Raw genomic sequence first — 26,803 nt, forward strand, 5'->3', positions numbered from 1 at the left:
GGATGTCGCGCTTGTACTGGTCGAACTTGCCGGATGCAAACAGTCCACGTGGCGGCACGAGGATCTTGTGCAGTTCATTGACCACCGATGACTTGCCGATGCCCGAATAACCGGACACCAGCACGAGCTCGGGCACGCCCGTCTCGACAATACGGGTGAAGGTGCTGACCAGGGTCTCGACTTCGCGCTCACGTCCGTAAAGCTTCTCGGGGATCATCAGCCGGTCGGGGGTGCCGTGCTCGTCCAGCGTAAAGTCGTCGATATGGCGCTGACGTTGCCAGTCCGCGAGGCACCGCCGCAGATCATGCTCGACACCGGCGGCAGTCTGGTAACGCTCCTCGGCTGTTTTGGCGAGCAGCTTCATCACGATACGGGAGATCACCGCAGGGACAGCTTCCACCCGCGCGCTGGGTGGCAACGGTGTTCTGGCGATATGGCAGTGCACCCATTCCATCGCGTCGGTAGCGCTAAACGGCAGCACACCCGTGAGCATCTGGTAGAACGTGACGCCGAGCGCATACAGATCGCTGCGCGAATCGATCGAGCGATTCATCCGGCCGGTCTGCTCGGGCGCCATATAGGCGAGCGTTCCGGCGATGGTTTCGGGAGCTTCAGGCGCCTGCCGCTCACGTGGCAGACGCGAGGCCAGGCCGAAGCCGGTGAGGCGCGGCTGTCCATCGGCGCAATGCACGAGGATATGCGCGGGCTTCAGATCCTTATGGACCAGGCCGCGCTGATGAAGCTTGCCGAGCGCGGCCGCAATGCCGATCGCGAGTTCCAGGAAATAACCGATCTCCAGTGGTGTGCCGAGCAGACGCGCGAGTGGTTCACCACCGGGGTCTTCGAATGCCAACGAGACCTGTCCGTTCTCACGCACAAGCCTCAGCGGGCGCACCGCCCACGCACTGTCAAGCTCGTCCTTTAGCGCCAACTCGTGGGCGAGCCGATCGAGACTGGCGGGCATGGGTTGCTCAGCGGCAAGCCGCGCGAACAGCACATTGTGGCCGGCTGCTGCCGAAGACTGTTCTCGCCACAGGACGCGCTCACCACCGTCCCACAAAACATTTTCTTTGTTATCCATCGCTGCTGCGAAGAAATCGACGACTCCCGCGGATGCAGGTTATCTGTAAGTATACAGGTGCGCTTCGTCGCGACGTCATTATTTGTGTACATAGTCGCAGGTACCAACTTGACGTGGCAGGACAGGTAGCAAGCCGACCACTAGCGGTCGGTCAAGCGTTCGATCGGCGAGGACGAACGCCGCTTCATGTGCGGCTGAAACGGCCGTTGTTGCTTGGAAGCCGTCGTTAAGGGTCCGAGGGATCGAAGGACGATTGCGGGTCGGGTGCCGACTTTGGCCAACTGCATCGTCGAGTAGCCTGCGCCGGATCTGACGGTGTCTGTCCGATGACGTCCCAACTTATACCGCTTACTCACGCCACGAAGCCATCGCCTGAAACACGCCATCGCGGCGGATCAGCGCGTGAACCAGCGCCGCCGCCAAATGAACGACGATCAAAGCAAAAAAGCATAGCGCGAGAAACCGATGCGCGTTCCACAGCAGTGAATGCAGGCTATTACTGTGCGGCAGCAACGACGGCAGATGCACCCCGAACACGTTCACCGGAAAATCCGCCGCGGACAACATGCCGTACCCGATGAGCGGCAACGCGATCATCAACGCATAGAACGCGTAGTGAGACAGATGCGCGGCGAGCTTCATCGGCTCGGGCATGTCGGCGGGCAGGGGCGGCGCGCCACGCACGATCCGCACGGCGAGACGAATCAGGCCGAGTATCAGAATGACGATGCCCAGCGGCTTATGGATTGAAACGAGCGTCAGATAGTCTGGCCTCACAGTCGACACCATGCCCACCCCGATGAACAGCATCGCCAGGACGCAGACGGCCATGATCCAGTGCAGCGCGCGTTGCAGCGGGGAAAAGCGCGCGTGAATCGGACGCGCGGCGGTTCGGATCGTCGTACTCATTGCTGCGCCCCTTCGCCGGTGTGCGGATAGTCCTTGTCCTCGGCCGTCCTGCGATTGAACGACACCGAATACGCCGCCGAGCGCGCCGCCGGAAATGGATCGTCGGAGACGTGCATGCCTGCGGGCAGCACGGTCGGATCGAAGTTGAGGTCGCGGCACGGACCGTCCGGTTCGGCTTCGATCTGTTCCACCACCAGCGTGCCCGCGTTTACGGTGCGGCGGTCTTCGGGCCACGCCTTACTCGGGTCCGCAGTCGGGTCGCCCAGATTCGCAACGGTGACGAGCATCGTCCAGCGTTGCGGAGCGGTTCGTACTCTCTGCGCGATGTCCGCTGCGAGAAAGTTGTCGCCACGCGCCTTCAACTGATCGCCGGTCAGGTTCTCGGGCTGCGCGAGCGGGACGAAGGACCATCGCACGACCTGATCCTTGCCCGATGCATTGGTGAAGACAAAGCTGTTCAGTCCGTTGTAACGGTCTTCTGCATACGATGCCGTGAACGGCGCGCTGCTCGCCCACTTGCCGAACGCGCCGATTTCCGGGTGTGCGGCCGCGAATTTCTTCATCGCGTCAGGATCGCGCTTGTCGGCGAGGGCGCGCTGCAGATCGTAGAAGGCTTGAGGCGTCGAGACGGGAAAGAAGGGCGCGTCGATCATCGCGGCACGCCATTCGCTGCCGTCGGGCGTTTGCACGCGCAGGCTGAGGCCGCGGACACGAGCCATGGCGTCGCTCGCTTTCGGATCGGGCGTGCCGAGATTGAAGCGTCCCGTGACCGGATAAGAGCCCACCGCAAACAGTTGCGCTCTGGAGAGATCGGCAGCGGCGCCGGTGGAATCGAAGCTGCCGGTAAAGCAGATACCCTTTGCATGATTGCGCCGAAAGCCCGGGGCGGGGCCGCTCGCCGGCGCAAGCACGTTCACCATCTTCGCGGGTGTGAGTCGTTCCGGCGACAGCCAGCCGGCGGTGTACGCGAACGCGCCGACCAGCACGATCAGCACCGCAGCAATCGCCGCCAGCGACGCAAAATGGGATGCAGGTTTGCTCGTCTTGTCGACCATCGGACTCTCTCTCGATAGGCGTTGGACCCACAGGTAATCTAGCAGCACGCAAAAGATCGTGCAAAAAAAGTGGCCTCGTCGTCGAAAAGCATGCCTGCTTCCGCCGCTCAGCGCGCCTCCACCGCCTTTACGCCGTCTCGCATTTGGTCGGGCTCGCGGGCGGGCGGCGCGCCGGAATCGCCGAGCTCTTTCGCGCTCGTGTCACCTTTGGTGGTGGAGCAAGGCGTCCAAAATCGCTGATTCGCGCATGCCGGAAGGGGCGCGTCGTTTAACGCCGGCTGTGTCCGGCGCCGCGTCGGCAGGGACCGAGGGCGACTGGCAATTGCACGTGGTTGAGAGACGCTCGGAGTACCGGGAGTCGAACGTCCGGATTGGGGTCGACTGCGGTCGACTACGTGGGGCAGCAGTCGGCCACGAACCGCCGTTCACCTGCGTTTTCGATCGGACATTCGTGCGTCGGCTCCGCCCCGTAACCGGCCCTCCGATCGATCAATACAACCGCTGGTTCGTCGCACGAAGTGACTGCTCCGTTTGTGCCTTCTTCGAATGATGATGGGTGACAACAGGAGGGCAGACACACCGAGCACCCGCAACACGCCTTCAACACCGCGAATAAGCCCTTTCGCTCAACCGACAAGGAGCGCCAGAGCGATTGCCAGTTCGACGGCAATGATCGCAAGATTGGTTGGCAGGCGCGTTCGGGAAAGGAGCATGGCAACCGGCGCCTCCGTTGCGCGCCCTCCTTGCACCGGATACAGCAGCGCGGCGCGCTGGACGCTCACTGACGACGAGGATGCTCGAGAAAAAATCGCACCATCTCCGCACTGGCGTCGGGGCCAGATGGATCGGTATAGCTCCCGCTTGAAGAGCCTCCGGCCCACGCATGAGGCGCGCCGTGGATGATCCATAGTTCGGCATGTACCCCGGCTCGTGACGTCATGTGCCGGACCGTATGCTTGCGCGCCTGCCCATTAGCGCCCGACGGGCGAGCGGCTATCGGATCACTTGAGGAGAATCCGTGTACCAATCCGTTGGCGTTGGCAGGATGCACGGTCGCATCCGCGTCGCCGTGAAAAACGATGAGCGGGCATTGAGACGCCTGCGTGTCGTGAATGTCCGCTCCGCCAGGTTTCCGCGCTTTGGACCGGGGTTTGCCGCCGCGCATCGCCGCGAGCGCGGACGGCAAGTCGTGCGCGCATCCGACGGGTAGGCCCGAATGAACGCCCGCAGCTGCGTACAGATCGGGATAGGCTTGCGCGACGATCGCCGCCATCGCGCCGCCGGCCGAAAGACCAGCAACGAAGACGCGTTTCGGATCGACGTCGTAATTCGCCATGACTTCGCGCGTGATGCCCGCGATCAGCGACGGCTCGCCGTGGTCGCGCAGCTGATCGGCAGGCCTAAACCAGTTCCAGCATTTCGAGGTATTTGCGCGTTGCGGCTGGGTCGGATAAGCGACGATAAAACCGTGCGTTTCGGCAAGGGCGTTCATCCGCGTGCCGGCTGCGAAATCGTCAGCGTCCTGCGTGCAACCGTGCAGCATGACGATGAGGGGCAGGGGATCACTGCGGTATTGACTGGGGACGTAGATCTTGTAATTACGCTGGCCCGCGGCGTTGACGTAGAGCCGCATGCTGAAGTGCCCGCAATCCTGCACGTCCGGTTCGGTTTGCGTCGTATGGGCGCGATGCCGGGGTTGCAGGCGGTCGGCGAAGCGCGTTGTCGTCGGTTTGTCATGCGGGTCAGCATGCACGGTTGCCACGTCCGTCGGCTCGCCGCGCATGGCGCGCTTGACAATCTCCGCGGCCGCAGCAGGGTCGTTGCTGCGAAAGAGTGCGAACGCCTCTTTCATCGAGTCCAGAAAGCCTTCGTTAAGTTTCATGTTTGTTCCGATAGCGGGGAGGAGTCAGGGATGTCAGCGGATCCGATCCGCCAGCGCGGCCTTGACCGCCGGTGAGGCATGGAGCGCGCCTCGAACCAGAATCGATTCGATCGCTGCCAGCGCAAGGTCGGGTGAGACGTCCGTGGCAATGCTCGCCAGTCCCAGCACCTGAATTCTGAGTCGCTGACTGGCCGCGCACGCTGCCTCAAGGTCTTGTTTCGAGAAATGCTGGAGACCCAGTACAAGCTCACGGCGCGTTACGGTTTCTTTGACGGCAGGAGCATGAATCGACAGCTGATTGCGGATGGCCGTACGGATCAGATCCGTGCGGTTCGAGTAAAAGCCCTCTTCGACGAGCAAATCGATTTGCCCCAGATCGACTGGACCAAGATTGATCGTAATTTTTTCGGTCTCGCTACCTCGCGAGCGATCCGGCACTTCTTTTGCCATATGCAGAAATCCTCCAGTCATCATCCATATGGATGGTTATAGGATGATTTCAAGAGGGCGTCAACGCTGATCGCTGCGATTGGCCCGTGTGCGGTCTATCGGCAGAAAGACGCGGGCAGGGAGGTAACAGGCGATGTCGGTGTGCGTCGCGGCGACGCGAGGACGAGATGGATGGCGAGTCGTGTACTTCGTGTTCCAGTGCCACGGTCCCAAGGCCTTACGCCGATAATCAGCCAGCGCGGTGCCAGCAACCGGATTCCGGGCACACGGCGGCTGGTGCGCCGTTCATCCAGACTTGCTCCTCCTCTAATCGCTGCGATGACGGGCGGTCGATGTCGAAGATCACCTTGAGTGCTTGCCCGACATTGGCGTCTTCGATCGGAAGCTCCCACGTCAAGAAAATCTGGGTGAAGTCCTGGTCCGGCGCGAAGTCGGCCGCAGAGAAACTCTCGGCGCCACGCTGAATCACGCCATGGGGCTGGCCCGTATCGAAAATGACGGCTGTTCCGCGCTTGAGGGGAATGCATTGACCCGTAGAGGGAAACCGCAAGTCCAGGCCCTTGTCTTCACTCAGGAACAGATTGCAAAACGCGGCACTGCCATATTGCTCACCATCATGGTGATATCTCGCGCCACGACAGGCCATCAGCGCCATGTCACTATCGGCGAGCACCGCGGGCAGTCCCAGGGCGCACGTCCAATCGGACATGGCTTGCACGCAGCGCTTGTAGGCCGGCCAGCGCACTTGCGTGCGCGCCAAAGGCATTGCCTCGACATCCCCAGGTTCCAGAGCGAGTCGCGTCGATATCTCTCTTTGCCAATCTGCCACCACGGGCGCAGGGGGTGAAGGTACATCGAGCGTGGTCCATAAAACGATGTCACTTACGCGTCGACTGCGGATGGCGTCGCCGCTCCAGAAAAAGGAAGTCAGCATATTTCTCATTTCATGCTGTCGAAGGGATTCGTCGAGGCATTGTAATGATTCAGCCTGGTCATCCCGGTAAAAATCGGCGATGAAGCGTTCATCACCTGGTCACGTAGCCAAGTCATTCCAGCGTCGGCTGCCCATTTGGAAGCAGCCAGACGTCAATCCACTAATCTGATACAAAGGCGCGCGGTGTATAACCTGCATGGCATGCCATGCCATGCAGGCAAGGGGCACAGCCAAGCGGTGTCGCATCGCTTCGTCAGCAGCGCGGCCCGCCTGCTGAAATGGTTACAAGATAAGTGTTGACTCTGACCCGCCTGGCGGGTACTGTGCCGTTCGAAGTTCAAGAAGTTCGATTGCTGTTCATCAATTGCTCGCTCCTCAGCGGTATTCGTTGTCCTCTCCCTCCTTGAAGCTTCAAGCGCTCTTTGACAGAGCAAGTCTTCATTTTTTCTCAAGGATTCTTCATGGAAACCGGTACCGTTAAATGGTTTAACGACAGCAAAGGCTTTGGCTTCATTAGCCCGGACAAGGGCGGCGACGACCTGTTCGCTCACTTCTCCGAGATCCGGGCCGACGGCTTCAAGACGCTGGCTGAAAATCAGAAGGTGAGCTTCGAAACGAAGCAAGGCCCCAAGGGTCCGCAAGCGGCTAACATCAAGCCGCTGTAAAGTTTGAAGGACCCGGCATTCGACGAACGCCGGGTTGCAGCGACACCCTCGCGGAGTTTTTGTCTCCCAAAGTTGGCGCGATCGCCGTTAGCTGCATCTGCTGATTCGGCAGCTTAGCGAGCGCCATACGTCTTGTTGCGCCTCATTCTCTCCCCAGGCCTCAACGCCATCTTTCGCCTTTCGACTGCTTGATGAATCGGCTCGAGTGGCTTTGGGTCAACGCACCCGTGCCCTTTTGTACGGTACGTGCGCACTCCAATATCATTAAAATTAAAATGCAAAACAAACAAGTTCAACAATACAACGGCTATGCCGTCCAATCCTCGGCGCATCGTTTGCCCGACGGTAACTTCTCATCCAACCTGTTGCTCGAACGCCTCGATAACGCGCGAGCCGAAGGCCGCTACTGGTTCTATTCACTCGACTACTTCACGAGTGAGGAGCAGGCGTTGCAGTACTCCTGCCAATGGGCACGCAATTGGGTCGACACCCGCGGTTAAGGGCGACTCCACAGTTCGAAACATCCAGCGCATTCGAAGCGCCAGGGCGGTTGCAACCAAAGGCGCTCAAACATCGCGCAGGTTTTAGAGCGGCACGTCGTCGGCACGCGCGGCTATCGGCCCACCGTCCTTCTGGCCCGCCGATAGTGGCCTGGAAGATGGCGGGGCTCGGCCCGTGAAAAAACCTACCACCGAACGCAAGCGCCAAAAGGCTGCGGCAGTGGCACGACTGCGCAAGTAGAGCAAACGGTCGTTGCCGCCAAAAAAGCGGTATTGCCTGGAATTTTCCGGGCAGGCATGCTAAGGCGCCGGGCATGGCACGATTCGATTTTTCGCTTCAGGCCGTCGTCGCTCGACTTGACTCTCGGACGAAAAGTTTCCTCATATCGCTTCTCCGCGGAGGCGCCGATTTGGCCTAACGGTACTTGAGCCAGTCGACATTTTTTTGGCGGAAGCGTTTGTTGGCTTCTTGGCGACCTTCAATGCGCTCTTGTGGGCGGCTGAAACGCTCACGCGCGTCTTGATAACCGTCGGTTTTTTCTTTTTGGACCGCCGGGCTTTCTTTAGCTTCTGTTCGACTTCGGCGAGTAGGTCTGCGGGCGAGCATTTCAAAGCGGTTGCAAGTGCAAACAGCATCGTAAGCGTGGGTTGGTGCTGGCCGAGTTCCAGCATGCTGACGTAGTTGCGCCGTATGTCCGCCTCAAAGGCGAGCTGTTCCTGTGTTAGCGCCGCCTGAACGCGGCGCTGGCGCAAAACGGCGCCAAAGACTTCAGCCAACTCCAAATTTCTCTCCCAGTGAAATGGGAGCACTGTCCAGTTGGCGCTATAATTTGTCTTCCCAGTTCACTGGGAATTGGATACCCGATTGGTGAGCGAAGTCCTTGTGCATTAAGGGTGTGTGAAATCTTTGATGTCGGCGGCACGTATGCGAAGCGATGTGTACGGCCAAAGAATACCCACGTCGGCATCAGCTAGTTGATTGACCGCGAAAGCGTCTGAGGTAGTGGTTGTATGTTTGTGACAAGCGAAAAGAACCGGCTGGCGCCGTGGGAAATGCTCCTGCCCAAAGCCGAGGGGGCCTCCGTGTGGGCGGCCATCGAGCAGCTGAGTCCGCGGGACGTGCTGATGCTGCGGGTGTCGCCGGCCCGCTCGCGGGTCGTCCCGAGCATCATCATGCTCGACCTGTTTGCCACCGCGCCGTACCTCGAGCAGTTCGTCGGCGGGGAGGTCGTGCTGCGTGGCGCCGCGGTGCTGAGCACACGGCGGGGGCGGGAGGTCGAGCAGTGGACCCTTGATCCGCTGAGCGAGATCCGGATTGGGGTCACGCAGCCCGAAGAGTACAGCGGGGTGCCGCCGCGCCAGCGCGGCTGACTGTCTGTCTCATCAATGGCGATGCCCGGCCTGACTCCCCAGCGCGCGTCCACGGCCGGCGTCGCTCAGCAGCTGGCTTCAGTCCGTGGCGCTTTCGCCCGCCACAGGCGCCGGCCGCGCGCAGGACGCGTCGCCAGCGAGCTCAAGGTTGCGTTGGCACTCACGCTCCAGGCGACGGCTAGATCGAACCCGGTTCAGGTAGCCGTAGATATGAATCTTCAACAACACGGCTGGATGATAGGACGGGCGCCCCGTAATCGAAGGCATGGCTCCTTCGAAGCCTAGCGATCCAAGGTCAAGCTCTTCAACAAACGCCTCGATGATCCTGACCGGATTGTCCTCAGCGACAAAGTCATCAAGGCATTCTGGAAGCAGCGTCACCTGCTTGCGATCTTCACCTTTTATGAATCGCTTCATCCGGTCACCCATGCTGAATGAGTTAATCCAGTCTAGGAGATCCGTGTGTTTTCACACAAGCTCGACCCTGAACCGCCGCTTGAGCAACCACAGCTTCGACGGCAGCTATCGAAGTGATTCGGTCATCCGCGTCGGCGCCTCATGGGTAGCGCACGGTCTATTGCAGAAACCCTGCGTTACGCAGTGCTTCCTCAGCGGCCTCATGATCTTGAACGGATGCGCCGCCAGAAATACCGATGCCCCCAACCAGACGCCCTTCGTGGAAGATCGGTACGCCACCGCCGACCGGCGTCAGCCGCGGATGGTGTGCCAGCGGGGCAACGGCGGGCTCGGCCATGTACTGATTCCATTGGTGCGTGGCCATGCCGAACGACGCGGCGGTCCATGCCTTGTCAATGGCGACGCCAACGGTGAGGAACGGGGCAGTATCCGCGCGCTCGAAAGCGCGCAGGTGACCTCCCGCATCTGTAATGGCGATTGTCGCGGCGAATCCGCGCGCGGCGCAGGCGCGGCGCGCTTCTGCCAGTAATGCCTGCGCGGCTTCCAGGCTGATCGTTGTCGTGCTGATGATTGGCGATGTCATGTTGATGCTCGTTGTCAGAAGGGTTCAGTGGTTGGCGACGACGACCTTGCCGATCATGTTGCCCGCCTCGACCAGCGCATGCGCCTCGATCAGACCTGCGGCGTTGATGCCGTCAATGCGTCGGATCAGCGTGTGCTTGAGGCGCCCCAGATCGACCAGTTCCGCCACGCGGCGCAGCAAGGCCTGTTGCCGTGCGAGGGTGTCGGTGGTGAACATCGCGCGGGTGAACATCAGCTCCCAGTGAATCGAGATGGATTTTCCCTTGAACGGCCCGATGTCCAGACCCACCGGGTCGTCAATGAGGGCGAATTGGCCCTCCGGGCGCAGCACGGCGGCGATCTGAGGCACGTAGGCGGCGCTGTTGTTCAACCCTGCGACGTGGGTGACGTGCTCGATACCGAGCGCGGCTAGCTGGGCTACCCAGGGCTGATGATGATCGAGGACGTAATGCGCGCCATGAGCCAGCGCCCACTCGCGGGTTTCCGGCCGCGAGGCCGTGCCGATGACGGTCATACCAGTCAGCTCACGTGCCAGTTGGGTCAGAATCGAGCCGACGCCGCCAGCAGCTCCGATTACGAGCAGCACGTTGTTGTCGGTCGGGTCCGCTGCCTGAACACGCAGACGGTCGAACAGCAGCTCCCACGCGGTGATCGCGGTCAGCGGCAACGAAGCGGCTTGTGCGAAATCCAGTGATGTCGGCATGGGTCCGACGATGCGTTCGTCCACGGCGTGCAGTTCGCTGTTGCAGCCGGGCCGCTTGATGTCACCCGCGTACCAGACACGGTCGCCTGCCTTGAAGCGCGTGGTCAGCGGACCGGTCGCGCGGACGATTCCCGCCGCGTCCCAGCCGGCGATGCGCGCACCGCCTTCAGGAATATCTCCACCCCGCCGGATTTTGGTATCGACCGGGTTGACCGATACTGCTTTCACTTCCACCAGCAGATCGTGGTCGCGCAGTTCCGGCGTCGGCAGCTCGATATCCTGCAGCGCCTGCGGGTGGCTGATGGGATGATTCTGATAGAAGCCGATGGCTTTCATACACGTGGTCTCCAAGGGGCAATGAGACCATGTTATCTTTCGTCGATATACGGATAAATATCCGCCAAGCCCAAACAGTTTCGGCATTTCAATGAAAATGATTCGACTCGATGACGTCCAGATCTTCGTGCACACGGTGGACTACGGCAGCTTCTCGGAGGCGGCGCGCCAGTTGAATATCGCGCCCGCACATGCGAGTGCGTCAGTGCAGCGACTCGAAAAGGCGCTGGACACGCGCCTGTTCACCCGATCGACGCGAAGCATGCAACTGTCGGACGCCGGGGAGCGATACCTGCCGCATGCGCGGGTCATGATTGGTGCGCTGGAGCAAGGCGAGCAGGCCCTGGCAAACAGCCGGGGGGCACTGACCGGGCCGCTGCGGCTGTCCGCTCCGTCTGACTTTGGTCGAAACCTGCTATTGCCGTGGCTCGATGATTTTCAGCGCCTGCATCCTGGATTGTCGCTGCACCTGAAAATGAGCGACCGGGCGGCCGACCTGATCCGCCAGCCGCTGGATGCCGTCGTGCGCTACGGAGCGCTAGCTGATTCGTCTCTTCTGGCCATGAGGCTGGTCGACAACAACCGACGTGCATTGTGTGCCGCGCCGTCATACCTCGAGCGGCATGGCGCACCGGCCAAAGTAGAGGACCTGCGGCGACACAACTGCCTTCGGTATGTCTGGAGCGAGCAGATACACGAACGTTGGTGCTTTACGCCGCCTGGTGGCGATCGCACCGTGGCAGTCACGGGTAATCGCATCAGCGACGATGCCGATGTCGTCCGTCGCTGGGCGATAGCCGGGGAAGGACTTGTCTATAAGTCGCGGCTGGACCTCATCGACGATCTGAAGGCAGGTCGACTGGTGGAGTTATTTCCCCCGGAGTATTGCGAGCCTGCGCCGCTGCACCTGATTTGTGCTCACCGTGCGCAACTGTCGCCGGCGATCAACGCGTTGCATGCTTACTTGCGGGAGCGATGTGCTGCATTGCTCGCCAGCTATCCATTGAGGGGGCACTCAGGCCGTACTCGCGATTTAAATGGCCGCCTCCAGGGCGCAACGAACGTCTGAATGTCCGAACCTCTTTGCCCGCGAAGGTCGTCTGTTACACGGGAAACGGACTATCGGCCCGAACTTGCTGCACATTGAGACTGTCAGTAACCGGCAGTACCTTTATCCACGGTTGCAAAACAAGCCGCACGATGGCCAACTGGTCGAACCGGCGCTGATCAAACCCGCGAATGACCGAGGCTTCGAGCCCGTACGAACGATTGGGAGTCAGCGCGCGAGGCGACGTGTTTGCAAACGAGGAGGGGTCCATATACGGTCCTTCGCCCATCCGTCTAGCGCTCTCGCGCCGTCCCGTTTCCGGACGCTCATCGCAACACGTCGCTTGGCACTTAGTGAACGAATTCGGGGCGGCGGAGTCACGGACCTGCTGTCGCAGGCAAGCCTATCCAGCATGGCGTGTGCTCCCAAGGGTGGAGAGCCGAAAAAGCATGACAGCTCAACGGCCCTCGACGAGTGAGCATCAGTCGGTGAAATCGGTCGCGTCGGAGGCGCTCCGCCACGCGTCCAGATCCTTGCGCACCGTTTCCATCTTCTGCTCGGCCAGCGCGTTGGCGATCTTGCCGGCAAACAAATGGATAGGCGGCTCAGCGACTCGGGATGCTTGCAAAATCAACGCGGCGACTTTCTCGGGGTCGCCTGCTTGCTGTCCATGCAGTCCGTTCAGATGCAAATCCAGCGACGCCTCGGCTTCGGTGTAATCGGCAATCGAACGCTGGGCCACGGCCAGTGTGCCTTGAGCCAGGAATTCCGTGCGCACCGGCCCCGGATAGACCACGGTCGCCTTGATGCCCAGCTCTGCCACTTCGGCCGCGAGCGATTCGGTCAGTCCGGCGACGGCGAACTTGGTGGCGGCATAGCTGCTCCAGCCCGCGTAGCCACCCTGAAAGCCAACGATGGAGGCCACATTGAAGATATGGCCACTGCGCTGCTTCCGCAGATGCGGCAGGGCATGCCGCAGCACGTGCAACGGCGCGAACACATTAACGTCGAAGTTGCGGCGCAGCTCGGCATCAGTGAGCGCCTCGACCGTGCCCTGCTGCCCGTAGCCGGCATTGTTCACCACGCGGTCGATACGGCCGAAAGTCGCGATCGATTTGTCGATGGCAGCCTGCACGCTCGCCTCGCTGCCCAGATCAACCTCCAACGCCAGCAGACGAGCGTTGTCTTGCCCGAAGGCTTGATGCAGGCTGCCCAACGTGCGCGAAGTTACCGCCACGGCATCGCCATTGACCAGGACCTGGCGTGCTAGCGAAAAGCCGATGCCGCGGGCAGCTCCGGTAATAAACCAGACCTTGGAATTTGTTCGTGCTTGCATACGTCGATATTCCTTGAAGATTGAATTACTGGATGGCGACGCTCATGCCGCCATCGGCCATGACCACTGCACCGACCATGTAGCTGGCACGGTCTGATGCCAGGAACGTCACGACTTCGGCGATTTCTTCAGGGCGTGCAGCACGCCCGATCGGCGCTTTTTTTCCGTGCGCTTCCAGGTAGGCCTGGCCGTCCGGTTGAATGGCGTTGGTGATGTTGGTGATGGCATCGCCCGAACCGACTGCATTGACGCGAATGCCATGGCCGATGGCTTCCAGAGCCAGCGTGCGAGTGAGCTGGGCCAGTGCGCCCTTCGACGCTGCATAGGCTCCAATGTTGGGAAACGCCTGATAGCAGGCGTAGGAGCCGATGTTGATGATGGCTCCAGAGCCGGCTTCCATCATCGGCCGCATGGCTTCCCGGGAGAACAGGAACGCACCGGTGACGTTGACGGCCAGAACCTGGCTCCACTCTTCCAGGCTCATCTCGACCACCGGCTTGTTGATGATGATTCCGGCGTTGTTGACAAGGATGTCCAGACGACCGAACTGCGCCAGCGCGGTTTGCACGGCCAGCGTGGCGCTGGCTTCCCGAGCAACGTCCGCGACCAGCGGCACGACGCCTTCGCGTGCCAAGGCATTGACGTTATTGTCGCGGTCGACAGCGACAACGCGCGCACCCTTGCGATGCAGCAGTTCGACCGTCGCCAGACCAATGCCGCTGGCCGCGCCTGTGACGATGGCGACACGCCCGGCAAGCGGCGCGTCGTGAGAAGAGGATGCTGCGTGGGACATGAGAATTCCTTGAAAACTGAAATGGCGGGATCAGTACGGGCTCGCGGTGGGCCGTACGATGATTTCGCTGACATCCACGTCATCCGGTTGTGAGATCGCATAGCCGATGGCCCTTGCCACGGCCTGCGGGGCCAGTGCGATGCGGCGGAACTCACGCATTTCTGCGCGCGCCGTCTCGTCGCTGATGGAGTCGGCCAATTCAGACTCCACGACGCCGGGACTGACCACCGTCACGCGCAACATATCCGTCTCCTGGCGCAGCCCATCGGAGATCGCGCGAACGGCGTATTTGCTGGCGCAGTAGACGGCGGCAGTCGGTGTGACCGCATGCGCACCAATCGACGCCACATTGATGATGTGCCCACGTCCCTGTGGCTGCATGATAGGCAGGACGGCAGCGATGCCATGCAATACACCCCGCACGTTGACATCAATCATGCGGTTCCATTCATCGACTTTGAGTGCCGCCAGTGGCGACAACGGCATGATGCCCGCGTTGTTGATCAGCACATCGATGCGGCCATAGCGCTGCTGTGCAAAGGCAGCGATGCGTTGCACGTCGTCGAGTCGGGTGACGTCGAGCGTGAGTGCATCCACCCCGGCACCCTGAGCGCGCAGTTCGTCCTGCAGTGCCGTGAGGCGATCGGTACGGCGAGCCCCAATGACCAGTTGGTGGCCCATTTGTGCCAAATGCCGGGTCGTCGCCTCGCCAATGCCGCTGCTGGCGCCGGTCAGCACGATGACTTTTGGGGTATTCGAGTCGGTGGATTCCATCGTTTCTCCTTGTTGCCCCAGGTCGAAGAAATACGACCGTTGGGGGCGGTATGAACAAGGTGAAATCGTAGGCAGCCAGCGGGGATCAGACGAGATCCAGAGCTATTGCATCATTGCCTATTTATATTTCTGTGGATTTAATTTTGGCAAATTGGTGCAAAAATATGGCCTGTTCCTAACCGACACCCCTCCATCCTAATGAAGAATCCACATCCAGATGTGTTCAGGCAAGCCGAAATGGCGGCACTGATTCAGCGGCTTGCCCCGCAGGAGGGACACACGCGATCCTTGTTGGATGGAGTGCGCCTGATGCGCGCAGATCGGCCACTTGGGCGCACACCGGTGCTGTACGAGCCCAGCATCGTGATCGTCTGCCAGGGCCACAAGCGTGGCTATCTGGCCGATCAAATTTATCACTACGACACCCTGCACTATCTGGTGCTTTCGGTGCCACTGCCGTTCGCCACCGAGACCGATGCCAGCCCCGACGAGCCACTTTTGGCCGTGTCCGTGCGGCTGGACATGACCGCCGTGGCTGATCTCGTCATCGAGGTGGAACAGCACGCTTGTGCGCCGACCCGCACGCCTGTGGGCATCGTGTCTACCCCGCTGGACGCGCCGCTGGCCGACACAGCTGTGCGCCTGCTCAGGGCGTTAACCTCTCCGCTTGAGGCCAAGGTGTTGGGGCCGGCCATCGTGCGGGAACTGAGTTTTCGCGTATTGATGGGGCCTCAGGGCGGAGCGATCCGGGCGGCACTTGCCCACCAGAGCAACTTCGGTCGAATCTCGCGCGTCTTGCGCCGCATCCATAGCGACTACGCCGAGTTGCTGGACGTGACTTCACTGGCACGCGAGGCGGGCCTGAGCATCCCGGCCTTCCATGCGCATTTCAAGACCGTGACCGCCACCTCTCCGATTCAGTACATCAAGTCGGTGCGGCTGCATCAGGCACGGCTGCTGATGATCCGGGACGATCTGACTGCGGCGGCGGCCAGCGCACGAGTCGGCTATGAAAGCGCATCGCAGTTCAACCGCGAGTTCAAACGGTTCTTTGGCCGCAGTCCGGGAGAGGAGGCACGTGAAATGCGTTCGGCCTTCGCGCTCATGGCACCCACGCAACTGGACGCGGTCGCCTTGGCGCATTAGCGCGCTGTCCGGGGTACAGCTCATGCCAGGAGCCGCGCCGCCAGGTCTGACTGGCTGTGAAGGTCTGGCGGGGGCATATCAATGTAGCGGGTTCGCTGGCCCGAATGCATTGCTAGTTGGCGTTGCCGGCAAGCGCCGCGTGAGGGCCGAGGGGAACCAGCAGGTAAACCTTGACGGCGCCTGCCAGCGCCAGGGGTAGTTTTTCCGGATACGACGAGACTTCTGTCTCGCTTGTCACCTCGAAAAGCAGTACCGCGCCTCGGCGATCTTCGCGGCGCCAGATCTGGCGGAGCACGCTGGCGCCATAGAGTTCACGCACCTGCTGATGCTCCGATTCGAGCCCGGCCAGGACAACGTCGGAGGGTGCCGCGGCGTCCAGGCTGGTCAGAACGAGATATTGCATAAGGGATCTTTTTTTCGAGACAAAAATTAGCGCCACGTGGCCGAGACACGGGCGAAGATCGTCAGGCCAGCACCTGCCATGAACACGGCGGCGATCACCACCAGAAGGACTTCAGGCCAGTCGGCAGTGCGTATTCCCGACCCACTGCGGACGGCCATATTTCTCCAAAGCGGTCGTTCAAACGCCGCCACTGGTCGCCAAGGGACGACCTCATGACAACGCTGAGGTGCGCTCACTGGACACCGCGCAGGAGCGCAAGACGCGACGCGGTCTCTTGAATAGCTAGGCATTTCTTATTGCGGCAGAGCCTACAAAGGCCGCTTCGTGTTGAAAATCAATCCTTCCCGGGCCGCCGGCCGGCCCCGAGACGCATCGGGTCGTCCATCAGCTTGATCACCGGCCCCGTGCCGCTTGCTCGGCGGCGTTGTATTCGAAACGCACGACGACGAGCACGTCTTTGTGGGTTGCCCTCTTCTCGTAGACAATGCGTCATTTGGGCGTCAGACGGGAGGACGCCACTAAGCCGGACCTGCTTAGCTCATAACAAACCTTGCATGGTGCACCGCCGGTTTCGTCGTCGCACAGCATGTTCGCATGTGATTCGTCCGTCGAGTTGTACTTCCCCCAAACCGCGATCTTCCCGTTTCCTGATTTGGGCGTAAAATCCAAGCCGCCGCCTGATGCCGACTCGGTGCCTGGAACCTGAAGTTCTACTGGCTAATGTAGCGCGTAGTTGTGCGTCTGATTTTCCCGGCACCTTGTACAGGTGGCTGGACAGATCGGCCCGCTTTTCGACGAATCCATCGAAAAGCAGTCACGTCGGCCCAACGCATTGGTGCAAGGCAGGCGATGGGTGTGCCAACGTGAAGCTCAAGAACCCTGGATGTGCGACCTCGACGACCAAGTCCAGCTTCACCAGGCCATCGTGGCCATCGTCCCGGAACTGCTCAAGCGTGGCCCACTTCCCGTTCGGCAGCGCCTCCGAAGTGTCGCCCACATCATCGGCGGCAGAAAAGAACGCCGCCGTGTCATCGAGCGCGACGTCGCATGGCGGTGCATCGAAGACAACGTGATCAATCTGCTTAACATCGAGGCGTTCTGTCAGTACCTCGTGCACGGCGTGATCCTGCTCGCGGTGGTGCTGCTCGATCGATTAAAAAAATCGCGGTGTACGCGATTCATCAATACGGAAAGTGAATGGCAACTTCTAGCGAAAAATCTTCTGGACAAGCACGTTACGCGAGCTATCCCAGCCTGGTCGACCGGGTCGTGCTCATCACGGGTGGCGCGAGCGGCATTGGCGGTTCGTTCGTCGAGCACTTCGTTGCGCAAGGCGCGCGTGTGGGCTTTCTCGACATCGACACGAACGCGGGAACAGCTCTTGCCGAATCGCTCGGTAACGCGCGCCATAAACCGCTCTTCGTCGCCTGCGACGTCACCGACATTCCCGCGTTGCACGCGGCCATCGCCGAGGTGCGGGCTGCATTCGGACCGATCGAGGTGCTCGTGAACAACGCGGCGAACGATCGCCGCCACGCGCTCGCCGACGTTACGCCCGAGTCGTTCGATGCAGGCGTTGCAGTCAATGTGCGGCATCAGTTGTTCGCAGCGCAGGCCGTGGTCGAGGATATGAAGGCCGCACGCGCGGGGTCGATCATTAATCTCGGCTCGCATTGCTGGATGCTCAAGAGCAGCCAGTTCCCGGTTTACGCGATGAGCAAGGCGGCCGTACAGGGCCTGACGCGCGGGTTCGCCAAGGACCTCGGCGCGTATGGGATCCGCGTGAACACGCTGGTGCCGGGCTGGGTGTTGACCGAGAAACAGCGCAACCTGTGGCTCACCGACGAAGGCCGCGAAGAGATACGGCGCGGCCAGTGTATCGACCAGGAACTGGAGCCCGGCGATCTCGCGCGCATGGCGCTCTTCCTCGCGGCCGACGACAGCCGGATGATCACGTCGGAGGATGTCATGGTGACGGGTGGCTGGTCTTAAAGCCGATTCTCGCCCGGCGGTTTCGCCCATTCTCATCTGACTTCGATCCCCTGAACCTCGGCTGCCGACAACTTGCTCGATGAGCCAGCGTCGCGTGCAGAGCGATGGCCGCTCCAGTGTTGGAAAATGCCCGCATCCTTCGACTCAGATCGAGCATGTGGCACCAGCTTGGCGATACGAAGGCCGACATCAACCGGAACGAAGCGGTCTGCCTTGCTCCATATGAGAAGGGTCGGAATCGTGCTTGTTTCGAGCGTCGACCACCGGTCAGGGCGGGTCATTGTGGCATCGGTTTGTCGCGCAAACATGTCAGATCCGGCATCGTGAGCCATTTGAGCGAACGCAGTTCTCGACCGGACATCTTCAGGTGGAATGGCGTTTCCGGCGAACTCCGCGATCACTTGCTCATGCTGCCCCGTCCCAATCCTGCGGCTGGTGGCGCGGACCACGTCGGGAGCCGGATTTCTCCCGGGCTGGCAGTTCACCAACCAGAGTGCACGTACCCGTTCGGGCGCGCGCCAGTACTTCCATCGCGAGACAGCCGCAACTTCCGACGAAAGGTTGGCTGTTCGGAAACCGTCGCGGAAGGCGTGGAGAATGAGGAGCAACTCACCTTTGTCAGTAAGGTCTTCATCGGCAGGCCAGTACCGGCTATCGATCCTTACTCAACGATGCAGTTGACTGCACGGGCCACGTCGTCGCCACATAAGGCGGTCGCTGCTCCTCAAAGTCGATAGCCGTCGAACCTTGCGCTGCCATTGTCCATCGGACTATGGCTGACGACGCGTCGCCGGGGACAGCGAGCGCTTGGCCGTTGCACTTCTTCAAGAGACGCTCGGTGTAACGGATGTCGAACGTCCCATTCGGGGTCGTGCACTGCCGTTCGACGGTGGTCAAAGCTGTCGTGCGTCAGGATCGGCCGACCATCGTCGGCTAAGGAACCCATACCAGCTGCCGACATCTTGCGCGACCAGCGACGGCTTTGGCCGAAATTTGCCCGTAGGTCATCGGGCAGCATTCGGTCGCAAACCAGCCGCCCGGGTGAAAGCTTCGCAAGATCCGTGAAAGGCAATACGTGGCCGGGCCGGGTATGAGCCCCGGGCAATTCAGGTCAGAGCGGGCGTCGAGGTCGGATACCACAATCAAACTCCCATCATCCCTGAGGGAGATTGAGATGAAAACCGAACAATCACGTGAGGCATGGAACAAGGGCAAGCTGGTCGGGCAAAAGCCGCCGCTGAGGCCGAAAGACGTCTGGGCCATCCGGATCTACCAGAACGCTCGTGCTGTCCGCGATCTTGCCCTGTTCAATCTTGCAATCGACAGCAAACTGCGTGGTTGTGATCTCGTCAGTCTGCGAGTCCGCGATGTCACGCACGGCAATCAGGTCCTGTCGCGGGCGCAAGTCATCCAGCGAAAGACACAGCGTCCTGTCCAGTTTGAACTCACCGAGTCGACCCGGAAGGCGGTCGGCGCGTGGCTCGAGAAGGCTGCCTGAGGTCGGAGGGACCCATTACCGCCACTCGACCCGGTCGGCTCCGAACGGCTCTATTAAGCCGCACTTCGGTCACTACCATCTACGGCTGTACAACGACGCCAGGTGGATCGGACCGCATTCGCTGAAGTCATTGGTTGTGAGCGGACTTCTTCAGTTTTGAACTGTTCAACGAATACATCCCCCACCCGGCAATCATTGACGGCAAGAAGTAGACCGCTTCGACGTTGGGTTGGGCGAGCAGAGCGATCGCGGGGCCAGGGCAATATCCGACTGCACCCCATCCAATGCCGAAAATCACCGCACCGACGATGAGCTTGCGATCGACAGAGGTTTCCTTGGGTAGATCGATGCGCTCACCCAGCAAGGGGGTATGGCGGTTCAGTATGAAGTGGAAGGCAACCATCGCGGTCACGACGGCACCACCGAGGACAAAGAGAAGACTGCCGTCCCACTGACCGGTCACGTCGAGAAAACCGAGAACCTTTTCCGGGCGAGTCATGCCGGACAGCGCGAGACCCACACCAAAGAGAAGTCCGCAACCGAAGGCCGTGAGCTGCTTCAAGGCGTTCATGACAACCCGATAACATGACGTACCACATAGGTGGACGCTATCGCTGTCGCCAGAAACGTGACGGTCGCGACGACCGAACGCCTGGACAAGCGTGCAACACCGCACACGCCGTGACCGCTTGTACAACCGTTGGCGAGAGCGGTGCCAAAGCCAGTGGCCAGGCCGGCTGCGACCAGCAAGACGGGAGGAAATCCGGGGCGCGCATGCGGCAGCCACGCGGTATTTCCGGTAGCGCGGGCAATCGCGTAATAGCACGTCGCTCCAGCGATCAGTCCGAGAACGAATGCTGATCGCCAGGCCGACCCGCTGCGCGGGCCCCAGACGAGCCGGCGCGCGATACCGCTTATGCCAGCGATTTTTCCTTTCAAGCCGAGTAGCAGCGAAGCGGACAGCCCGATAAGCACCCCGCCAGCGAGCGCGCTCCAGGGCGTAAAAGATGTAGTCATCGCTTCGGTTCCCTCCAGCAAAGTCGCCGTCAGGCGATATCGCGCAAGCGAGGCGGGCTCGCGGGGCATCGACGTCGCCTGAGCGCGAGACTCAGAATTGCTTGCCGATCGAGACGCCCACCACGTCTTCGGCAAGGTGCACATTCGCATTGCCACCCCCAAAGGCCGCGGGAATCGAGTTCTCGCCGCTTACCGTCTTCTTGAACGCGTGTCCGTAGAAGAAGCCAAACGATGTCTTCGCGTCGGTCTTCCAGGTCGCGCCGAGCGTCGCCTGATCCTGCACGACACCCGGTGCGAGAATGTTCAGGAAAGTCTCCGTATTGGCCACCGGCTGGCTCGAATGACTGTAGCCTGCACGGAGCGTCAGATGGCTGTTCACATCGTAGCTGGTGCCGATCTTGATTACGTTCGTATTGCGCCAGCCGAAGCCCGGGCCATTGGACGAGCCCAACGCATTGCCTGCAAACAGGTTAGCGAGCGGGTTGGCGATTGAATTCACGTTGCCGTACAGGATGCGCTGAATGTCGGCCGCCACCGTCCATGCCGGCGTGACCTTCCACGAAAACCCGATACCGTAGTTCTCCGGGATGTCGAATGAGCCGCCATCCGCGAAGAGACCTTTGTATTTGTCGAAACTGCCGTGAATCTTCGAGGCCCACGTCACGCCGACCGTTAGCGTCGGCGTAATTTCACCCGTATAGCCGAGGTGCACGCCGACCCCGACCGTCGAGTCGGCGCCTCGATCGGTTACGTTGTTGGGCGCGACCGATAGGGCCGTGAATGGCTGCAGCCCGCTTGCCGTAAAGCGTTGGTAGGCGATGTTCAGGCCGATGCCGAACGCGTGCCGGTCGAACAGCTTGTAGGCAATCGTCGGGGAGAGGAACATCTGCTCGAGATCCACGCCAGCCGACCCCGTGGCGCCGAACGCTTGGTAGGGATTATGAGCGTAGCCGGTGTCGAGCCCTCCATTCGCGTATAGTGCGAGACCCGCATACGCATTCGGCAGAAACTCGTACGTCACGCCGAATTCGGGCAGCGCAAAAATCGAGCGGTTATTGCCGGAATAATCACCATCGGCGCCGTAACTGTTGCCCGATATGGTCGCGCCGCGCTTGGGCAGAAAGAGGCTGATGCCGCCATCAACGCGGTTGCCGACGAAGGCAATGCCTGCGGGGTTAGCCGCTGCGGCGAGGGCGTCCTGTGGCAGGCCTATGCCTACGCCGGCCATGCCTTGTGACGCAACGCCATAGCCGTTGGAAAAATAGCCGTTGGTCGCCCACGCCATGCTCGGCGCTGCCGCAGCGATAGCAAGAAGTGCGCGAGTGGTCTCTTGTAGCCTCATGTCTTTCCCCGAATAATGTTTGGAATAGGTAGTGGGGACAGAGTCTATGCATCCTGGCTCGCGCCTCAAACCAAGTTTTTCACATAAGCTTCTGATAGATTATCAAACAATAAAGTGTTGCCTCCAGATGACTTCTTCCGATCCAACCATTGACCTTCGCACCATGCAGGCTTCGGCGGAGAAAGCGTGTGCCCTACTCAAGGTACTCGCCAATCCGGATCGTTTGCTGGTCATGTGTCGTTTATCCCAGGACGAGCTGTCCGTCGGCGAACTGGAGGAGCAGCTCGGCATCCGCCAGCCAACCCTGTCCCAGCAATTGGCCGTACTTCGCGAAAATGGTCTGGTCACCGCGCGCCGCGAGGGCAAGAACATCTTCTACTCAGTGGCAAGCGTCCAGGCGCTTGCCGTGATGGACGTGCTTTATCGGCAGTTCTGCGTCAGTGTCTGATCTGAGCAGCCTCGCAGCCGGGCTGCCCTCGCCGATTTCGTGCCTGCGCTGACTGGGGTTCCAATCCGGAGAAGACCAATGCCCCAATCCAATACCGGAACGGACGCCGGCTGCATGCTTCCACATAGAAAAACGGGGGACCGCTCTTGGCCGTGAGCACCAGTTCAATGAAGGTCCCGTACAGCGGCCGTTGAAATCGCAGACGGCCGCCTTGGGCCGCTTCTGTGGATGAGTACAATCGGCCAGTAGCGGTCTTCGAACCCCATTGGCGAAGGTATGCTCCCGCGTGTCGAATCGCCGCTTGATCGTGCAATGGGCGAACATGAGCCGACGTGTCGGGTCGTCCAAAAAATTCAACTTGACATCCGAAGACGCGCGACTATATTGACCTCAATACGCACGAGTGTATTGCCGACATGAGCAAACCATCATTTCGTGAAAGCATTCTTGATGCAGGCCTCAAGGTCATGCTCAAGACGGGATACGAGGGGGCGAGCGTGCGCGACATCTGCGCAGCGGCGGGCGCTCCACATGGCTCTTTCACCAATCACTTCCGCTCCAAGGAGGCGTTTGCAGAGGAGGTGCTCAGCCGCTACTTCGCGCACACAAAAGAACTCGTCAAACAAGCGTTGTGCGACCGATCCCTGACGCCCCGACAGCGGCTGCAACGGTATCTCGACATCATCAGCGCCGTATTGTCGGACGACAAGTGGAATCGCGGCTGTCTGATCGGCGACTTCAGCCTTGAGACCGTTTCGCAAAGCGAACTTTTGCGCGAAAGGCTGGAGGCGATATTCCAGGAATGGCGCGGTCCGTTTGCGTCGTGCATCGCGGAGGCTCAAGGCGCCGGCGAAATCGATTCAGCATTTGATTCGGTTGATCTCGCCGAATTTCTCCTTGCTTCATGGGAAGGCGCAATTCTCCGTATGAAGGTCGAACGTGGACCTGCCGCACTCGATCGCTTCAAGCACATCGTATTTCAGACCATATTCAAGGAGCAGAGATGACCCCGCTTTTTGACATTGAACTGCCCCGTGTGAATGTTCTCGATTCCACGATGGCCTATCGGGAAGCGGGAAATCCGGAGGCAGTGGTCGCGCTTTTTCTGCACGGAAACCCGACCTCGTCGTACATATGGCGAAAGATCATCCCGCTGGTTGCACCCGTCGCGCACTGTATCGCACCCGATCTCATTGGATTCGGCCAATCGGGAAAGCCAGACATCGAGTATCGATTTGCGGATCATGTCCGATACCTGGACGCGTTTCTCGCCAAGGCGGGAATTTCATCAGCATTCGTGGTAGCGCAGGACTGGGGGACAGCCTTGGCCCTTCATCTGGCGGCTCGGCGACCGGAGTTCATGCGCGGACTTGCCTTCATGGAATTCATCTGGCCAATGCCGACATGGGATGATTTTCACGCGAATGCACGGGAAACTTTCCAGAAATTCAGGACGCCGGGAGTGGGCGAGCAGATGATTCTGGAAGACAATGCTTTTGTGGAGCAGGTTCTTCCCGGAGGAACGGTACGCAAACTCACGGATCAAGAGATGTCTGTTTATCGCGCACCATTTCCCACTGCCGAGTCACGACGACCCACCTGGCGTTTCCCGAACGAGCTACCGATCGCGGGGCAACCAGCAGATGTGTATTCAACCTTGGAAAGCGCACACCGCGCGCTAGCGCTGTCTTCATACCCGAAGCTGCTTTTTACAGCAACGCCGGGTGCCTTGGTAGCACCTTCGGTCGCCAAACGTTTTTCAACTAATGTTAAGGATTGCAAAGTTGTTGATCTTGGGGCGGGAATTCACTACTTGCAGGAAGATCATCCAGATTTAATCGGTACCACGGTGAAAAAGTGGCTAATTGGACTGGGGGCAGATTCTTCCAGCCCAAAACAACGTCTAACGCTGTAAGGACATCATCCGATGTCGCGAACGGAAGCCGCCGTGCCGTAAGCGCAATCGCCTCCGGGCGTCCATATGTCGACGCTCAGCAGACAGTCCTCGCCAATAGGCGCATGACCGGTGCGGGTCGTGAGTACGCATTCGCATGGGTGAAACCTGGCGTTCGGGATCGCCGAGTTCCGAACGGCGGACAAGCGCCGTAAACCCGCCTCACAAGTGGAGACGCCTGAACGCCTGCTTTGGCCGATCTACCGCCACTGAAACGCCGGCCCGGATGTCCGCACTGCGCTGGTTGCTGCCCTGGAAGGCCGGTCGGGGCGAGGGACGGAAGAGGGGGTGCCCGCTCCCCCTCCGCAGCCGGGATCAGCCGGGAAACCGCAGCGCGGAGGCGGGCGGCCGGTTGCCGCGATAACCGGAATTATCGCGGGATGAGGGTCGCGTCTCTTCCCGTGCCGCGCGCTTCGACCACCCGGGCGACGGGGTTCGTGGCTATAAGGACAAGAAAGATTATCTTGATAGTGCGGTTATGCGAAGCGATTTCCAGAGGAAGGGCGTATAGGAAAGTTGGGGCTAGATTGCAAGGAAAGTTGTTGCTGGGCTCGTAACTTCCTACCGTGTGCCCGCTTTCCCTGCGTACACGCCAGAGCAGGTCACACCGTTCGGGCAACATGATCGATTTTGCTGTAAGGCTGCTCACACATTAGAAATTTTGTTGAAGAGTGTCAGTACATTTTGTGGTTCCCAACTTGAAAGCTGCCTTTTCGGATGAGGAGAAGATTAAGCCAGAAGCTGCGAAGCAGTGTGTGCCTCAGGCGCCTGCCTGTGGTTCGACTCGCCCGGGGAATCATCCCCCATGGCCGGGAACGGGTGACATTTCCGCATTTCCGCTGCCATTTTCGGACCGATCGAGCACCGGCCAATAGAGATAAATAGATAGGTAATATTCAAGAATTTCGCGGATCCGGGGCTCGTGTGTCCTTGACGCTGACGCTTGCCGCAAATTCTGGGATACAATACGATAATGAATACAATGACAGTCCCGGGCCGAGTAGCTTCCGGCAAACTTCTGGAACTGGTCGGCGGTGACTTCCCGGCTCAGGTGGCGGCAGAGACCCGCAAACTGATCAACCGTGGAGTGCTTGCGCCCGGGTTCCAACTGCGACAATCTGATCTTGCCGAGCGCTTCGGTATTAGCCGGGTGCCCGTGCGTGAGGCGCTGAAACTGCTGGCCGCTGAAGGCATTATTGAACACGATCCGAATCGAGGGTTCTTTGTTGCCCAACTGTCGACCGACGAGGCACGGCAGCTATACCGGATGCGGCAATTGCTTGAAGCTGAATTGCTGATGACCATCGAGTGGCCGACGCCCGCGCAGATCAAGCAACTGAAGGCGATGCTCACCGAGCTTGAGCATTCGCTCAAGATGGGTAATCGCGAGGACTGGATCGAGCAACACCGCGAATTCCACGACACGATTTTCGATCTGTCACCGAACAAGGTGCTTAAGCGCGAAGTGCTGCGATTGATGCGATTGACCGATCGCTATCGTGCATTGGCCGCAGATATCTCAGCGAACCCTGAACACCGCAGTGCGAATATCGAGGCGCGGTTGGTGAAGGCCTTGCAGAGTAAGGATAAAGACTTGCTGCTCGCGACTTACGAAAAGGGGCGACCAATAGTGTTGAACGGCTTGATGGCGGTGCTTGCGGCCAGAGAGGCCTGATCAACGGAAGGGGCACCCACGGTGCCCCAGACTGCTGACAAAGTGCCCCGAAAGCCTGGCCACGCTCCGGCTTGGTCGTTTAACGTAGACCGAAGCGCCCCTCGTCGACGCGCTAGAAGCTTCCCGCAGAGAACATGACTGTTAACTGTTTGCGAAGCTCCCGGCCCAGGTTACATCGTTTGCGAACTTCATAGGGTTGTGGTGCAAATTTCGCGCACGAGCGAAGAACCGTGGATTCAACATTGCATCATCGTGCTAAAAGGACTGCATTCCAAACAGCAGGCGCAGTGGTATCTTTGAGGCGCAACCGTGCGAGGTTGAACTGACCGTTGCGAATGCGATGCATCAACTCGACGCCCGATATCGTAACGGCCGCATTCCCGAAAAGTTTGAAGCCAAGCATTGCATTGACCCTGGACTTGATGTTGCGATGATCCTGCTCGATCAAATTGTTCAAATACTTCGACGATCGCAACGTCGTGTCCGCAGGGA

General features: G+C 60.1%; 28 protein-coding genes and 3 pseudogenes. 12 read left to right on the forward strand and 19 right to left on the reverse strand.

Annotated features, from left to right (window positions below):
• The 6 genes from GCT19_RS36815 to GCT19_RS36845 form a co-directional block, all read right to left on the reverse strand.
• Positions 1 to 1,081, reverse strand: a 1,081-nt coding sequence (locus tag GCT19_RS36815; RefSeq protein ID WP_152854677.1) for a serine/threonine-protein kinase, incomplete at its 3' end; no start/stop codon positions are given.
• A gap of 348 nt (positions 1,082 to 1,429) precedes the next feature.
• A complete protein-coding gene (locus GCT19_RS36820; protein ID WP_018435974.1) occupies positions 1,430 to 1,990 on the reverse strand; it encodes a cytochrome b in 561 nt (186 codons plus the stop codon).
• The gene (locus GCT19_RS36825) at positions 1,987 to 3,045 is read right to left on the reverse strand and encodes a catalase family peroxidase (RefSeq protein WP_152854678.1); all 1,059 of its coding nucleotides are present in this window, start codon (positions 3,043 to 3,045) and stop codon (positions 1,987 to 1,989) included. The genes GCT19_RS36820 and GCT19_RS36825 overlap by 4 nt, the downstream gene beginning before the upstream one ends.
• Before the next feature lie 778 nt (positions 3,046 to 3,823).
• On the reverse strand, positions 3,824 to 4,927 hold the full coding sequence (locus tag GCT19_RS36835) for an extracellular catalytic domain type 1 short-chain-length polyhydroxyalkanoate depolymerase (RefSeq protein WP_152854679.1): 1,104 nt from the start codon (positions 4,925 to 4,927) through the stop codon (positions 3,824 to 3,826).
• Between the two features lie 33 nt (positions 4,928 to 4,960).
• Complete coding sequence (locus tag GCT19_RS36840) at positions 4,961 to 5,377, reverse strand: CopG family transcriptional regulator (RefSeq protein ID WP_018435971.1); 417 nt, start codon at positions 5,375 to 5,377, stop codon at positions 4,961 to 4,963.
• A 229-nt stretch (positions 5,378 to 5,606) separates the two neighbouring features.
• The gene (locus GCT19_RS36845; protein WP_051106756.1) at positions 5,607 to 6,311 is read right to left on the reverse strand and encodes a hypothetical protein; all 705 of its coding nucleotides are present in this window, start codon (positions 6,309 to 6,311) and stop codon (positions 5,607 to 5,609) included.
• A 461-nt stretch (positions 6,312 to 6,772) separates the two neighbouring features.
• Here GCT19_RS36845 and GCT19_RS36850 point away from each other — a divergent pair, with 461 nt between their 5' ends.
• From GCT19_RS36850 to GCT19_RS44890, 3 genes and pseudogenes are all read left to right on the forward strand, one after another.
• Positions 6,773 to 6,976: a cold-shock protein gene (locus GCT19_RS36850; protein WP_018435969.1), complete on the forward strand. Its 204-nt coding sequence runs from the start codon at positions 6,773 to 6,775 to the stop codon at positions 6,974 to 6,976.
• Between the two features lie 275 nt (positions 6,977 to 7,251).
• Positions 7,252 to 7,476, forward strand: a complete 225-nt coding sequence (locus GCT19_RS36855) for a hypothetical protein (RefSeq protein WP_018435968.1) — start codon at positions 7,252 to 7,254, stop codon at positions 7,474 to 7,476.
• 178 nt (positions 7,477 to 7,654) lie between these two features.
• A pseudogene (locus GCT19_RS44890) lies at positions 7,655 to 7,717 on the forward strand (30S ribosomal protein S21); the annotation flags it as partial.
• Between the two features lie 140 nt (positions 7,718 to 7,857).
• Here the strand turns inward: GCT19_RS44890 and GCT19_RS36865 are convergent.
• Positions 7,858 to 8,259: a helix-turn-helix domain-containing protein gene (locus GCT19_RS36865; protein WP_018435967.1), complete on the reverse strand. Its 402-nt coding sequence runs from the start codon at positions 8,257 to 8,259 to the stop codon at positions 7,858 to 7,860.
• A gap of 228 nt (positions 8,260 to 8,487) precedes the next feature.
• Between GCT19_RS36865 and GCT19_RS36870 the strand changes: the two genes are divergently transcribed.
• Entirely contained in the window at positions 8,488 to 8,847 is a 360-nt protein-coding gene (locus GCT19_RS36870; RefSeq protein WP_018435966.1) for a hypothetical protein, read from the forward strand.
• A gap of 138 nt (positions 8,848 to 8,985) precedes the next feature.
• Here the strand turns inward: GCT19_RS36870 and GCT19_RS36875 are convergent.
• The 3 genes and pseudogenes from GCT19_RS36875 to GCT19_RS36885 form a co-directional block, all read right to left on the reverse strand.
• A pseudogene (locus GCT19_RS36875) lies at positions 8,986 to 9,264 on the reverse strand (transposase); the annotation flags it as partial.
• Between the two features lie 157 nt (positions 9,265 to 9,421).
• Positions 9,422 to 9,847, reverse strand: a complete 426-nt coding sequence (locus tag GCT19_RS36880; RefSeq protein WP_152854680.1) for a GlcG/HbpS family heme-binding protein — start codon at positions 9,845 to 9,847, stop codon at positions 9,422 to 9,424.
• Positions 9,848 to 9,871: 24 nt separating this feature from the next.
• Positions 9,872 to 10,885: a zinc-binding alcohol dehydrogenase family protein gene (locus GCT19_RS36885; RefSeq protein WP_152854681.1), complete on the reverse strand. Its 1,014-nt coding sequence runs from the start codon at positions 10,883 to 10,885 to the stop codon at positions 9,872 to 9,874.
• Between the two features lie 97 nt (positions 10,886 to 10,982).
• Here GCT19_RS36885 and GCT19_RS36890 point away from each other — a divergent pair, with 97 nt between their 5' ends.
• The gene (locus GCT19_RS36890; protein WP_152854694.1) at positions 10,983 to 11,954 is read left to right on the forward strand and encodes a LysR family transcriptional regulator; all 972 of its coding nucleotides are present in this window, start codon (positions 10,983 to 10,985) and stop codon (positions 11,952 to 11,954) included.
• 460 nt (positions 11,955 to 12,414) lie between these two features.
• On the opposite strand, the gene GCT19_RS36895 is transcribed toward GCT19_RS36890, so the two are convergent.
• The 3 genes from GCT19_RS36895 to GCT19_RS36905 are packed head-to-tail and all read right to left on the reverse strand — an operon-like array spanning position 12,415 to position 14,836.
• Positions 12,415 to 13,269, reverse strand: a complete 855-nt coding sequence (locus tag GCT19_RS36895) for an SDR family oxidoreductase (protein WP_152854682.1) — start codon at positions 13,267 to 13,269, stop codon at positions 12,415 to 12,417.
• A gap of 25 nt (positions 13,270 to 13,294) precedes the next feature.
• Positions 13,295 to 14,062 (reverse strand): SDR family NAD(P)-dependent oxidoreductase, encoded by a 768-nt coding sequence (locus GCT19_RS36900; RefSeq protein ID WP_152854683.1) that lies wholly within the window; start codon positions 14,060 to 14,062, stop codon positions 13,295 to 13,297.
• Positions 14,063 to 14,092: 30 nt separating this feature from the next.
• Positions 14,093 to 14,836 carry an SDR family oxidoreductase gene (locus GCT19_RS36905; protein WP_152854684.1) on the reverse strand — a complete coding sequence of 248 codons (744 nt, stop codon included), beginning with the start codon at positions 14,834 to 14,836 and terminating at the stop codon, positions 14,093 to 14,095.
• A 237-nt stretch (positions 14,837 to 15,073) separates the two neighbouring features.
• On the opposite strand from GCT19_RS36905, the gene GCT19_RS36910 reads away from it, so the two are divergent.
• The gene (locus GCT19_RS36910; RefSeq protein ID WP_152854685.1) at positions 15,074 to 15,982 is read left to right on the forward strand and encodes an AraC family transcriptional regulator; all 909 of its coding nucleotides are present in this window, start codon (positions 15,074 to 15,076) and stop codon (positions 15,980 to 15,982) included.
• A 112-nt stretch (positions 15,983 to 16,094) separates the two neighbouring features.
• Here GCT19_RS36910 and GCT19_RS36915 read toward each other — a convergent pair whose 3' ends face one another.
• Positions 16,095 to 16,385: a muconolactone Delta-isomerase family protein gene (locus GCT19_RS36915; protein ID WP_018435956.1), complete on the reverse strand. Its 291-nt coding sequence runs from the start codon at positions 16,383 to 16,385 to the stop codon at positions 16,095 to 16,097.
• An 814-nt stretch (positions 16,386 to 17,199) separates the two neighbouring features.
• Entirely contained in the window at positions 17,200 to 17,502 is a 303-nt protein-coding gene (locus GCT19_RS43025; RefSeq protein WP_018435954.1) for a hypothetical protein, read from the reverse strand.
• Positions 17,503 to 17,582: 80 nt separating this feature from the next.
• Here GCT19_RS43025 and GCT19_RS36920 point away from each other — a divergent pair, with 80 nt between their 5' ends.
• Together GCT19_RS36920 and GCT19_RS36930 are read left to right on the forward strand one after the other, a co-directional pair.
• Positions 17,583 to 18,377: an SDR family NAD(P)-dependent oxidoreductase gene (locus tag GCT19_RS36920; protein WP_018435953.1), complete on the forward strand. Its 795-nt coding sequence runs from the start codon at positions 17,583 to 17,585 to the stop codon at positions 18,375 to 18,377.
• Between the two features lie 1,174 nt (positions 18,378 to 19,551).
• Positions 19,552 to 19,869 (forward strand): annotated as a pseudogene (locus GCT19_RS36930) (tyrosine-type recombinase/integrase); the annotation flags it as partial.
• A 133-nt stretch (positions 19,870 to 20,002) separates the two neighbouring features.
• Here the strand turns inward: GCT19_RS36930 and GCT19_RS36935 are convergent.
• The 3 genes from GCT19_RS36935 to GCT19_RS36945 form a co-directional block, all read right to left on the reverse strand.
• Entirely contained in the window at positions 20,003 to 20,446 is a 444-nt protein-coding gene (locus GCT19_RS36935; RefSeq protein WP_152854686.1) for a DUF6691 family protein, read from the reverse strand.
• Entirely contained in the window at positions 20,443 to 20,892 is a 450-nt protein-coding gene (locus GCT19_RS36940) for a YeeE/YedE family protein (RefSeq protein WP_152854695.1), read from the reverse strand. Before GCT19_RS36940 ends, GCT19_RS36935 begins: the two co-directional genes overlap by 4 nt.
• A gap of 91 nt (positions 20,893 to 20,983) precedes the next feature.
• Positions 20,984 to 22,234, reverse strand: coding sequence for an OmpP1/FadL family transporter (locus tag GCT19_RS36945; protein ID WP_152854687.1), 1,251 nt, complete (start codon positions 22,232 to 22,234; stop codon positions 20,984 to 20,986).
• A gap of 127 nt (positions 22,235 to 22,361) precedes the next feature.
• Between GCT19_RS36945 and GCT19_RS36950 the strand changes: the two genes are divergently transcribed.
• From GCT19_RS36950 to GCT19_RS36965, 4 genes are all read left to right on the forward strand, one after another.
• A complete protein-coding gene (locus GCT19_RS36950; RefSeq protein WP_152854689.1) occupies positions 22,362 to 22,682 on the forward strand; it encodes an ArsR/SmtB family transcription factor in 321 nt (106 codons plus the stop codon).
• 416 nt (positions 22,683 to 23,098) lie between these two features.
• On the forward strand, positions 23,099 to 23,689 hold the full coding sequence (locus GCT19_RS36955; RefSeq protein ID WP_018435947.1) for a TetR/AcrR family transcriptional regulator: 591 nt from the start codon (positions 23,099 to 23,101) through the stop codon (positions 23,687 to 23,689).
• A complete protein-coding gene (locus tag GCT19_RS36960) occupies positions 23,686 to 24,597 on the forward strand; it encodes a haloalkane dehalogenase (RefSeq protein ID WP_152854690.1) in 912 nt (303 codons plus the stop codon). Before GCT19_RS36955 ends, GCT19_RS36960 begins: the two co-directional genes overlap by 4 nt.
• 1,012 nt (positions 24,598 to 25,609) lie before the next feature.
• Entirely contained in the window at positions 25,610 to 26,311 is a 702-nt protein-coding gene (locus tag GCT19_RS36965; protein ID WP_152854691.1) for a GntR family transcriptional regulator, read from the forward strand.
• 247 nt (positions 26,312 to 26,558) lie between these two features.
• On the opposite strand, the gene GCT19_RS36970 is transcribed toward GCT19_RS36965, so the two are convergent.
• The coding region (locus GCT19_RS36970) for a DDE-type integrase/transposase/recombinase (RefSeq protein WP_152854692.1) at positions 26,559 to 26,803 on the reverse strand (245 nt) is incomplete at its 5' end.

This window comes from Paraburkholderia atlantica, from assembly GCF_009362785.1.
Classification (GTDB): domain Bacteria; phylum Pseudomonadota; class Gammaproteobacteria; order Burkholderiales; family Burkholderiaceae; genus Paraburkholderia; species Paraburkholderia atlantica.